At 40.5% G+C, this 11,070-nt stretch carries 9 protein-coding genes and 1 pseudogene; all 10 read right to left on the bottom strand.

Annotation, left to right across the window (positions count from 1 at the left end; all coding sequences use genetic code 11):
• Positions 1-238: 238 nt before the first annotated feature.
• Positions 239-1,090, bottom strand: coding sequence for a universal stress protein (locus tag CYP26_RS00240; protein ID WP_103629929.1), 852 nt, complete (start codon positions 1,088-1,090; stop codon positions 239-241).
• 18 nt (positions 1,091-1,108) lie between these two features.
• Positions 1,109-3,307 carry a polyribonucleotide nucleotidyltransferase gene (locus CYP26_RS00235; RefSeq protein ID WP_103629928.1) on the bottom strand — a complete coding sequence of 733 codons (2,199 nt, stop codon included), beginning with the start codon at positions 3,305-3,307 and terminating at the stop codon, positions 1,109-1,111.
• The gene (locus tag CYP26_RS00230) at positions 3,297-3,995 is read right to left on the bottom strand and encodes a sodium:proton antiporter (protein ID WP_002941705.1); all 699 of its coding nucleotides are present in this window, start codon (positions 3,993-3,995) and stop codon (positions 3,297-3,299) included. Before CYP26_RS00230 ends, CYP26_RS00235 begins: the two co-directional genes overlap by 11 nt.
• 12 nt (positions 3,996-4,007) lie before the next feature.
• On the bottom strand, positions 4,008-6,170 hold the full coding sequence (locus CYP26_RS00225) for an LPS-assembly protein LptD (protein WP_103629927.1): 2,163 nt from the start codon (positions 6,168-6,170) through the stop codon (positions 4,008-4,010).
• Positions 6,163-6,612: an RDD family protein gene (locus CYP26_RS00220; protein WP_103629926.1), complete on the bottom strand. Its 450-nt coding sequence runs from the start codon at positions 6,610-6,612 to the stop codon at positions 6,163-6,165. Before CYP26_RS00220 ends, CYP26_RS00225 begins: the two co-directional genes overlap by 8 nt.
• Positions 6,609-7,856 (bottom strand): phosphoribosylamine--glycine ligase, encoded by a 1,248-nt coding sequence (purD, locus tag CYP26_RS00215; RefSeq protein ID WP_103629925.1) that lies wholly within the window; start codon positions 7,854-7,856, stop codon positions 6,609-6,611. The genes CYP26_RS00220 and purD overlap by 4 nt, the downstream gene beginning before the upstream one ends.
• Positions 7,857-8,088: 232 nt before the next feature.
• The gene (locus CYP26_RS00210; RefSeq protein WP_103629924.1) at positions 8,089-8,727 is read right to left on the bottom strand and encodes a uroporphyrinogen-III synthase; all 639 of its coding nucleotides are present in this window, start codon (positions 8,725-8,727) and stop codon (positions 8,089-8,091) included.
• Positions 8,720-9,880: a multidrug effflux MFS transporter gene (locus CYP26_RS00205; protein ID WP_103629923.1), complete on the bottom strand. Its 1,161-nt coding sequence runs from the start codon at positions 9,878-9,880 to the stop codon at positions 8,720-8,722. Before CYP26_RS00205 ends, CYP26_RS00210 begins: the two co-directional genes overlap by 8 nt.
• A 111-nt stretch (positions 9,881-9,991) precedes the next feature.
• Complete coding sequence (locus CYP26_RS00200) at positions 9,992-10,636, bottom strand: cupin domain-containing protein (RefSeq protein ID WP_103629922.1); 645 nt, start codon at positions 10,634-10,636, stop codon at positions 9,992-9,994.
• Between the two features lie 74 nt (positions 10,637-10,710).
• Positions 10,711-11,070: pseudogene (locus CYP26_RS00195) on the bottom strand (bifunctional tRNA (5-methylaminomethyl-2-thiouridine)(34)-methyltransferase MnmD/FAD-dependent 5-carboxymethylaminomethyl-2-thiouridine(34) oxidoreductase MnmC); the annotation flags it as partial.

The raw sequence follows: 11,070 nt of genomic DNA, 5'->3' as shown, positions 1-11,070 counted from the left end.
GCTTTAAATTTAATAATCAAAAAGCTTAAACAAAAATGCATGCAGTGCTTTAGTACAATTGCATGCGTTTTGTGTAATAGAAAGTCAGGCAAATTTTAAAATTTCATGAACGAGTAATTTCGGCTCTGATTTTAGTGGCAAGCTTTGCGAGACCTAGATCAGTAGTCAATTCTTGCGAGTGAATGGAATTTTAAATTTGCAAAATAATAAATTAGATCGCGGGCTAAGCCGCAATCCATTATAGATAAACTGGGATATTTGTATGTTCTAAGAAAAATCTTGATGTTCCGCCAAGGACCATCTCCATTAGTCCGTTTTCGCCGTATCTACTAGCTACGATAAGGTCTGCGTTTCTATCATTTGCAGCTTTTAAAAGTGCCTCGCCAGGTATCGTTGTAGTTGCTATAACTTCAAAACTAGCACTGATATTATGAACCTTAAAGTACTCTTCAAGCTTTTTAAGATTTAGCTCGGCATTATCGCCAAGACTTGCTTTTGAAGTGATGCACTGAACTTTTTTAGCGCTCTTTAAAAGATCGATCGCGCCAGTTAGGGCTCTTGAGCTTTGAGTAGTGCCTGTCCAGCTTACAAGGATATTATCAGCCCTAAATTCACGCATCTTTCTAGGGATAACGATCGCATTTTTGCCACTTTTTAAAACAGCTGACTCAAATGTGCCAGTGATCTTGCCATCAAGTGGCACTGCAGCTACGACTAGATCGCAAAATTTACTCTCTTGATCAACTATGGCGCTTCTTTTTCCATTATGGATCGTGAAATTTGCAGTGCAGACATCTTCGATAACCTCGTCGCTCACCTTTATGCCTAGCTCAGCACAAATTTTATTAAAAAGCTTTTCGTTCTCTTCGTGCTCAACCGCAAGCTCTGACTTGGCTGATTTTAAGAATTCCTCAAAAAGCACTCCACCACGAAGCGTCATTTTCATATTATAAACCACGCTTGGATCTAGTTGGCAAGTGAGGATCTCCATGTGAGCTTTAAACCATTGTGCAACCTTTAAAGCACCGTAAATTCTTGGCTCGATATCGTCCCCTGCTCCTATTGGAAAAAGCAACTTTTTGTATTTCATCATCTATCCTTTAAAAATTTATTCAACCAAAGAGAGCGAAATTTTATTTCCTTTTTGCTCGCTCACACACACTTTTACCTGATCGCCTACGTTTAATGGGCTCTTTATCTTTGAGATGTGAAGCAGACCATCAACACCGTCTTTTAGCTCGATAAATACTCCAAAATCAACCACGCTTTTTACGCTTCCAACAAACTCATCTCCGATATTAAATGTCGGTTTTACACGGTCTTTGTCGTGTTTAAACGGCTTTTTGCCAAATGAGCGAGAGTTCTCTTTTGAAGTGATAGAGATGATGTAGTCTTTTGCTGCATCGACGTTTTTCTTGGCGCCGCCTGCGATTTTAACCTCGCCTTTTTCTCTATCAAGGTCGATCGAAACCTCAAATTTCTCGATGATCTCTTTTATAGTCTTGCCAGCTTGACCGATGATATCTACGATCTTGCTTGGATCAACGCTAAATAGCTCAAGTTTTGGAAGCACGTCTTCGTTTATCTCTATATTTTTATCAGCCTGTGTCATTAGAGCAAGGATATGCTCTCTGCCGCGTTTTGCTTGATAAAGCGCCTCTTTTAGCACCTCTAGGCTGATGCCTCCAAGCTTGATGTCCATCTGAAGCGCTGTGATGCCATCACTTGTGCCAGCAACTTTAAAATCCATATCGCCGTCGTGGTCTTCAAGACCCATGATGTCGGTTAAAACAGCGTGTTTATCGCCTTCAAATATAAGACCCATCGCAACACCAGCGACTAGTTTTTGGGTATTGACCCCAGCTGCTCTAAGCGCGAGCGAACCACCACAAACGCTAGCCATAGAGCTTGAGCCATTGCTCTCTAAAATTTCTGAAACGACCCTTATCGTATATGGAGAAGCTAGATCGATACTTGGTGCAAGGGCACGTTTGGCTAAATTTCCATGTCCAAGCTCACGTCTGCCTGGAGCTTTAAGTGGGCTTGCTTCACCGACGCTAAAGCCTGGGAAGTTGTAGTTAAACATAAATTTCTCAACCAAAGGAGCTTTTTCAGTTAGGATGTCATACATCTGCGCATCGCTATCTGTGCCAAGAGTGGCAACAACTAGCGCCTGAGTTTGCCCTCTTGTAAAGATGCATGAGCCGTGAGCGTTTGGAAGGACATTTGTCTCGATGCTAATAGGCCTAACCTCTTCAAGCCCACGTCCATCGGCTCTAACGCCCTCGTTTATGATCTGCTCTCTTACTATTTTCTTTTTATATTTACCAAGGACATTTGAGATAACAGCCTCGTCCCAGCCCTCTTTTTGAGCTACTTCATCGCTTGAAATTTGTTTAGCGATCTTGCCAAGCTCGCTAGCACGCTCACTCTTTGCCATTTGGTTGATCGCGTTTTTAACCTCTGCTTTATAAAATTTATCGATGTAAATAGCGATATTTTCATTTTCTATCTCTGGTTTTAGCTCAAGTGCGGCGTCCTCTTTTTTATGCTCTTTAAACGCCTCTTCATAAGCGTTGCTAGCTCTTAGTATGGCCTTGCCAGCAAAGTCGATCGCCTCAACCATCTTGTCTTCGCTAAATTCATTCATCACTTGCTTTTGCGCCATACTATCGCTTAGGCTTGGATCTATCATCGGCTCGATCGCCACCATCGGTATGAGCTGCGTAGTTTGCTGAGGCAAGCTTCTCATCTCGATCATCAAAAGCTCATCTTTTGTACCAGCTACATAAAGATCGATCGCACTTTGTTTTAGCTCAGAGTTGCTTGGGTTTATGACAAATTTATCATCTATATATCCAACTCTTACGCCACAAACTGGGCGATTTACTGGGATATCGCTAAGATACAGTGCAACTGAGGCCGCATTTAGGCTCACAACTTGCAAATCAACCTCAGGATCAGCCGAAAGCACCATGACAACGATCTGTGTTGGATATGCGTAGCCTTTTGGGAAAAGCGGGCGAAGTGATCTATCTATGATGCGAGCTGTTAGCGTCTCAAAGTCGCCTGGCTTGGTCTCACGCTTGACGTAACCGCCTGGGATTTTACCAGCAGCGTAAGCTTTTTCGATGTATTGCACCGTTAGAGGCAAAAAGTCCTCTTCAACTTGCACATCTTCTCTTGCCACAGTTGCTAAAACTACGGTGTTTTTCACTCTTAAAAGCACTGCCCCGCTAGCTTGTTTAGCTACTTTATTAAGGTCAAAAATTTCGACCTGATTATTGACTTCTATACTATATTGCATTATTTTTATCTCCTTGTTGTTTTTGTAACGGTAAATAGTGAGGGCTCTCTTCTAATATCGACATGATGCGCTCGCTCGTAGCCTCGATCTTTTTCTCGTAATACGAATCCACATCGATAAAATCAACGATCTTGTTTATCGTGTAAATTTCATCGACCATATCATTTAAATTTGCAAAGACATCGGTGGCTATCATCGGCGTTGCGTATGAGATAGATTTTACCTTCACATCAAGCAGCGTCTTTATGCAGATGAGTGCCGTCATGCCAGTCTCACACCCCTCATCGATCAGTAAAATATTCTTGCCCTTTAGCTCTCCTATCAAATTTCCTTTTCTATATTTATAGACATTTTTTAAAATTTTCTCTTCATATTTTCTATGCGCCTCGCCGTAGATGTAGTCATAGCTTATATTAAAAGCTTTTATGAGAGGATCGTTTAGCACGATATCCTCAGTTTCGCTAACTATCGCTACGTCGCATTCGCTGTTGTTTGGCGCAGGGATTGGCTCGCTAAAGAGCATTTCATAGCTTAAATTTAGCCCTCTGCAAACCACATCAGTCAGGATAACTGACTCAAGCGACATGCAAAGAACTATCGTCTTAGCGTCATTTAGCTCTTTTTTTGGCAAGATCTCGATGAGCTTGTTAGCTGCATCTAGTTGATCTTTAAATTTAACGCTTGCCATTATCTAGCCATCTTATTTGCTACTTGATGAAGTGGTGCTGCTTTGTGAAAAGTCATAGTGCAAGCCGCCCATCGGATAGAAATTTATAGTAAAGTAGATGCCACTTTTCTTAGTTGAGGCTGAGCCATTTGTCGTTGTTGTTGGCTCGACATCGTGTTGATAAATTAGCCCGTAGTTCCAGCACTTTCTTTGACGAAGCACACCAACTCTCCAGCTCTTTGTGTAGCTTCTCTCAAGGTCGTATTGCCAGCCGCCAATTAGGCTATATTGATGAGGGAGCTTCACTCCTGCACTGCTTGTAAAGTAGCTATCTTTTGTTGCGCTATTTTTAGCAAGGCTATCGCTCTTTTTCATCGTATGGAGCATATTTATCCAAAATAGATCATGCGTATAGTAAAGTCCATTTTGAACCTTTTTAAGCTCTCTATCTTTGTGTGAATACTCTAGCTTGTTATAAAGGCTAAAATTCTCAAACGGATATAGATAGATGGCATTTTTTAAATTTGAATACTCATCATCTTTTGTGTAGTAACCTTGTGAGATGCTGTGTTTGACGACTTTTCTACCACTGCCGTTAAATAAATACTGCGTCAAATAGCCAGAAACTTCCTCTTTGCTTTGATCTTGAGCTAAGAAATTTTCATACTCATTTAGATCTTTATCGTAGATAAACTCGTCGTCTAAATTTCCTTTTCTATAGCCCGGCAGCAAGTACTCAGCACCAAAATTTAAAGTGTGATAAAAGCTCTCATACGCCTTTGCAAGGTCTGTGTGAAGAGCAAATTTGTGGTAGTTATTTACAAAATTTGCGTGTTTATCTTCTCTTTTGTCATCAAATGAATTTATCTTGTTTTCGTAGTTTATCCTTGAAGCGTAAAGGTACTCGTAAAATGAAAACATTAGGCTATCATCAAATAGCGGCACATGCACTGAAGCTGGCAGCGTAAATTCATACTGAGTTGCTCTAACGCCTATCTTCCTATCATATCTGTGCGATTGAAGATCGATTGAATATAAGATATTTGGCAAGACTATGTCATCTGTAAATTTATGATACTGAAGCGATGGAAGCTCTTGAAGCGTATCTTTATTTTCGTTCTTTGAGCCGATCTTTTCGGTATCTATGTAGTATTTCGCATAGGCGCCAAAGTAGTGATCGTCATTTGCGATGAAGTAGTTAAATTTAGAGGTCACAAGTGAGTCATAGTCATCGTCTCTGCCCTTTAAATTTAGATAGTCTATGTCATTTAGCTTGGTTGCATCTATCCACATACCCTCTTGCAGATCAGCCTCACTAAGGTATTTTATGAGTTTATCTCTTTCATATTTTAGCTCGACACCTTTGTGAGTTTTGTTTTTTAGCTCAGCTCTGTTTGAAGTCTCGCTTTTTTGCTTGGCTCGGTAGCTATTTTTATCAGTAAAAGAACCAAAGCTGATCTCACCTCTTGAATCAGGCGAATCAGTAAATCTAAAAGCACCGTAAATTCCAGCGCCTCTGTTTGTTCTAATCTGCGGATCAAATTCCAGATCCCACTCATTATAAGGTGCAAAATATACTGGCTGCTTATAGTAAAAGCCCTCTGACTTGCCGTATCCAAGCTCTGGTGGCAAAAGACCTGTCCTTCTTGTGGTATCAGTTGAGAAGCCAAAGTATGGCAAGTAAAAGACTGGCACATTTGCTATGCGAAAGACTGGGTTAAAAAGGTGCAAAAATTTACTCTCTTTATTTAGCATGGCAGAGCTTGAAGTGATGCTCCAGTCAGGATCTTGGACATTACAGCTTGAAACCATAGCCTTTCTTACTCTGTAGTACTCGCTATCAGAGCTGCTCTCGTCGCTTCTCATCCACACTTCCATGTCTTTGTTCATCATAAAGAGCGACTCAAAGGCAGCGTTGTTGTTTTTCAAATTTAGCTTGGCGTAGTTTGAGCGAGAGACCTCATCTTTGCCCTTCATCATATTGACATTACCAAAGAGCTCAATGACTGAGTTGTTTTGATCATACACCGCGCAATCAGCCGTCACAAGATACTCTTGCGAATATACAACGACGTTTTTGTTTGCCGTTACGATGCCCTTATCTTGCTTCACATCATCAGCTAGTAGCTGCACATCTTGCACTGCTGCACTTAAACTAAAAACACAAACCGGAATTAAAAATAAAATTTTACGCATTTATCACCACTGTTTTTGCTATTTTGTCTTGCCACGTCTGCCTTGCAGGGTTTGAAAGCGCCCAAGCAAAGCCAAGATAAAAACAAGCTTCACTAACTATCCTAAAGATCGCCCTAACAAGACTTTGAGTTAAATTTGGCTTATCTAAAATTTCTACATTTATACACATCGTCTTTGTTATCATCTGCCCAGGGCTTGCACCATAATACCAAACGAAAAATGTGTGATAGATGACTTTTAAAACAACCACTTGCCAAAATAAATTTAATACTAAATTTCTAGCATCATCATAGTTAGTGCTAGTAGAAAGAGGCTCCCAATAGATGATCATAAAAAGAAACGAAACTATGATCTCATCGATAGAAAACGCCATGACCCTTTTAGCAAAAGGGGCAAGTGAAATTTCTTCGTTTTGAAGCTTCTCTTCTATCTGCATACTCATTTTAGAGCCTGCCACGCGATATCTTTTCTATAGTGTGCTCCGTCAAATTTGACATTTTCGCAAAGCTCATAGGCCTTATCACGTGCCTCTTTTATGCTCTTTGCAGTCGCCACGCAGACTAGCACTCTACCGCCATCTGCGTAAATTTCATCGCCCTCTTTGCTCACGCCTGCGTAAGCTATATGTGCATCTTTTACATCATTTAAAACAGAAATTTTAGCCTTTGGGCTGCTTTTATAAGGATAGTTTTTGCTAGACATTACGACACCAACAGCAAATTCATCTTTTAAGCTTATAGGCTTTAGCTCGCCCTTTGCAGCGTTTAGTAAAATTTCACTCAAATTTCCATCTATCAAAGGCATCAATACCTCGCACTCAGGATCGCCAAATCTCACGTTAAATTCAAGCACATAAGGCTCATTTTTCACGATCATCAGCCCCACAAAAAGCACTCCACAAAACGGACTACCCTCGTTTTTCATCCCTTTTAGTGTAGGTTTTACCACCTCTTCTTCGACTCTTTTTATCAGCGCTTTTGAAGCAAGCGGGCTTGGAGCATACGCGCCCATACCACCAGTATTTGGACCCTCGTCGTTATCAAGCAAGCGCTTGTGGTCTTGCGCCACTGGCAAGCTTACGAAATTTTCGCCGTCACAAATGGCAAAAAAGCTTAGCTCAAAGCCGTCTAAAAACTCTTCAACCACCACAAATTTACCAGCATCACCAAAGCTAGCCCCACTTAGCATGTCGCTAACTGCCTCTTTGGCCTCATTCCTAGAATTTGCGATGATCACGCCTTTTCCAGCGCAAAGTCCATCAGCCTTTACGACCATCGGAGCGCTTAGGGTATCAATAAATTTAAATGCTTTTTCTTTATCGTTTGTATTTAAATATTTTGCAGTTTTTATGTTATTTCTAGCCAAAAAGTCCTTCATATAGGCTTTGCTAGCTTCGAGTCTGGCTGCTGCTTTGCTTGGTCCAAAGATGAGCAAGCCCTCTTCTTTAAAGATATCCACCACGCCCTCGCTAAGCGGCGCTTCAGGTCCCACGATCGTTAGAGCGATCTCGTTTTTCTTGGCAAATTTAGCTAGTTCACGAAAATCTTTTATGTCTAAATTCTCACCAAGACGTGAAGTAGCACCATTTCCAGGCGCAAAGTATAAATTTATATTGCTTTTTTCACTTTTTAGCTTAAGAGCAATGGCGTATTCGCGGCCACCACTTCCTATTATGAGAACGTTCATATTATCTCCGTAAATTTAAAAACCCAAGTGGGCGTCGCATAAAAGAGTGGCCCATAAACAAAGCCAATCTTGCAAATAGATGGATACCAAAAGGTTGCAACTTCTCGCTGTTTAAGGCTCAAACGAAGCCACATCGCAAGGCACCCATACCTTTTCGCTAACAAAAAAGTGTTGGACCCCGTAAAATGCTGACTCGCTTCACTCAGGCAATAAAATTATATAAATTCTTTGCTTAAAGTAACGTTTTGGCAAGTGCGATACAAGCGTTTATATCTTGACTTTGACTAACAAGTGGCGTGGTAAATTTTAGCTCTTTTGCAGTGACCTTTCCGATGCTTATCGTCTGATAGCTCTCGTCCCAGCCAAAATTACTAAGAAAATTTCTCACATTTACCGGAGATGCAAATATCAAAATGCTATCTTTTGGCGGTTTTAGCTCCATTTTGCAAGGATTTAAGACATTTTCATAAGCGATGACCGCCTTTATATTTACGCCACCATCTTGCAAAATTTCTAAGAAATTTGAAACGCTGTCTTTACCTTTTAGATAAAGCACCTTTTTGCCTTTTAAAAGTGGCAAAATTTCTCTTGCAAAGTCATCTCCGTATGCATTTTGCCCAGTGTAAATTTCACTAAAACCAAACTCTCTTGCAGCTGCTGCACAACTATTTGCGATAGCAAAAACTGGCAAATTTATAGGTGAAATGCCATTAAATTTTAAAGCCTTAAAAGCGTTTTTTGAGGTTGCTACAAACGCGTCATATTCGCTTAAATTTATCTCAAATTTCAAAAACTCTATCTTGCTAACGCTTAAATTTATAACGCTCTCATCAGTCGCTTTTGTGTTTGAGACAAGATAAATTTTACGCAACTCTTTTTAGTCCTAAAAATGAGATAAAAGCAAGCACGCTGCAAGCTAAAATAGCTATTGACGTTGAGTAAAAAATGTCGCCAAGCCCAACTAATGGCGAGATGATGCCGCCTAAGAAAAATGGGCAAAATCCAAGCACTGCCGAGGCTGAGCCAGCGTACTCCCTGCCCTCGTTCATCGCAAGTGATGAGGCCGTTGGTAAGATAAAGCCAGTAAAGAGCAAAAGCAAGAAAAATGCGATGATAACGCCGATCACTTCAAATTTAGAGCAAAGCATGAGTGCAACAAAAATGCTAGCAAACAAGGTGCCAAAAAGCCCAGTTTTTAGCGCTTTGCGTTCATTTATTAGGCTTGCAAGCCTAGCGCCTATGACGATAGCTAAGCCATTTGCCGCAAAGCAAAAGCTGTAGCTTACTGGGCTTAGCAAGTAAAACTCTTGTAAGATAAAAGAAGATGCCGCGATATAGGCAAACATCGCAGCCATCGTAAATGTCTGGATCGCAATAAATAACATAAATTTCTTTTTTCTTAAAATTTTACCAAAGACGCTGTAGGTCTGAAGCAGTGGTACTTTTAGGCGATCTCTATGGTTTAGGCTCTCTTTGAAGTAAAAATTTGCAACAAATAGCAAAATGCCAATGATCGTTAGTGCCATAAAGATACCGCGCCAGTCGGTAAATTTAAGTAGCAAGCTACCGCCTATTGGCGAAAATATCGGAGCAAGACCATTTACAACCATCATAAGACTAAAAAATTTAGTCATCTCGTGACCCTTGTAAAGGTCGCTCACAACGGCTCTTGAGATAACCAGACTGCCCGCACTTGCAAGCCCTTGGATGATGCGCATAAAGATAAAAAACTGGATATTTTGCGCAAAAAATATAAAAATAGTGCTAATCGTGTAGATGATGAGCGAGAAGGTAAGTGGTGTTTTTCGCCCAAATTTATCGCTGATTGGGCCAACTATTAGCTGTCCGATCGCAAGTCCTGCCATCGAGGTCGTAAGAGTTAGCTGGGTTGCTGAAACGCTTGTGCTAAACCACTCAGTTATGGCTGGAAGTGCTGGCAGGTAAAGGTCTGTGACAAATGGGCCAAAAGCTGAAAGCGCACCCAAAAATAGTAGTAAAAATAGTTTGGAATTTTCTTTTTTCATAGCTCTTCTTTAAATTTTAAAGGGATTATATTATGACTTTGCTTTTTGGGTTATTAAGGGTAAATTTAATGTGATTTATAAAAGAGGAAAGCCCTAAAATAGGGCTTATTTTTACATTTTGTCTTTTGTGACGATTAGAAGCATTTTGAATTTATCTTTCACTTTTAGGCCGTGCGGGATCTTGCCTGGAAGCACGATGCTATCGCCCTTTACTAGATGAAAGCTCTCATCAGCTATCTTTAAATCAAGCTCGCCATCAAGCGCGATAAGTAGCGCATCGCCAGGGGCAGCGTGAGTTGAGAGCTCTTGGTCTTTGTCAAAACTAAGCAGCGACATCGAGCCATTTTCGTTTTTGACAAGCGTCTTGCTAACTATCTTGCCACTCTCGTAGCTAACGGCATCTGCGAGGCTAAAAACGCTCGCTTTGTCTAAATGATCTATCATAACATTCTCCTTAAAATCTATTAGTAAATATTTTGTTTTCTTTGTAAATTTGAGTTTTCTCCAGGTTTTTGCCTCGATAAGGCAGGATTCGTCGCGTCCAAGCTTCATCTGCGTTTCGCCATACTCAAGCTGTGCTTCGCCGTCAATGACGAAGGCAAGGCTATCTATAAAAAGCATCTCGTGATCAAGCTCCTCGCCCTCATCAAATGCGTATATATCTACACTTGCGTTTTTGTTTTGAAAGAGCCTTTTGCTAACAACGCTTTTTTCAACTATCTTTGTGTCTTTATCGAGATTATAAATTTGACTCATTTTTTTATCCTTTTTTGTGAAGGATTATAATGCAAGTTTTGATAACAGTTCTTAACATAAGTTAAGGAATTTGACTATTTTAGTCCTTTTTTTAACTTTCTTATCAAAAATCTAGCAGGATGAAGCTCATGAAATAGCGATCTTTCTATGCAAAGTGGGCGAGCAAGCACAAGATCCATTATTAAATTTGCTCCAAGTATCGCAGTGCCAAGGCCACGTGAGCCGTGAGCGAAATTTACAAAGATATTTTTTTCGTAGCTTGCTTTTGGATTATTATCTTTATTTTTACTCCAAAATAGCCCTTTGTAGTTTTGCTTGTAAAACTCCTCGTCGTGCAAGGCGCCAATTATCGGAAATCTATCTCCGCTGTAACTTCTATATCCCACGCGTGAGCCGATAATGGTTGCTTTTTTGATGTCAAAAAACTCGCTCAC

The sequence above is a fragment of the Campylobacter concisus genome (genome assembly GCF_002913225.1).
Lineage (GTDB): Bacteria > Campylobacterota > Campylobacteria > Campylobacterales > Campylobacteraceae > Campylobacter_A > Campylobacter_A concisus_J.
Note: the sequence above shows the minus strand (reverse complement) of the source record. Positions and strands in the feature narration are given on the sequence as shown.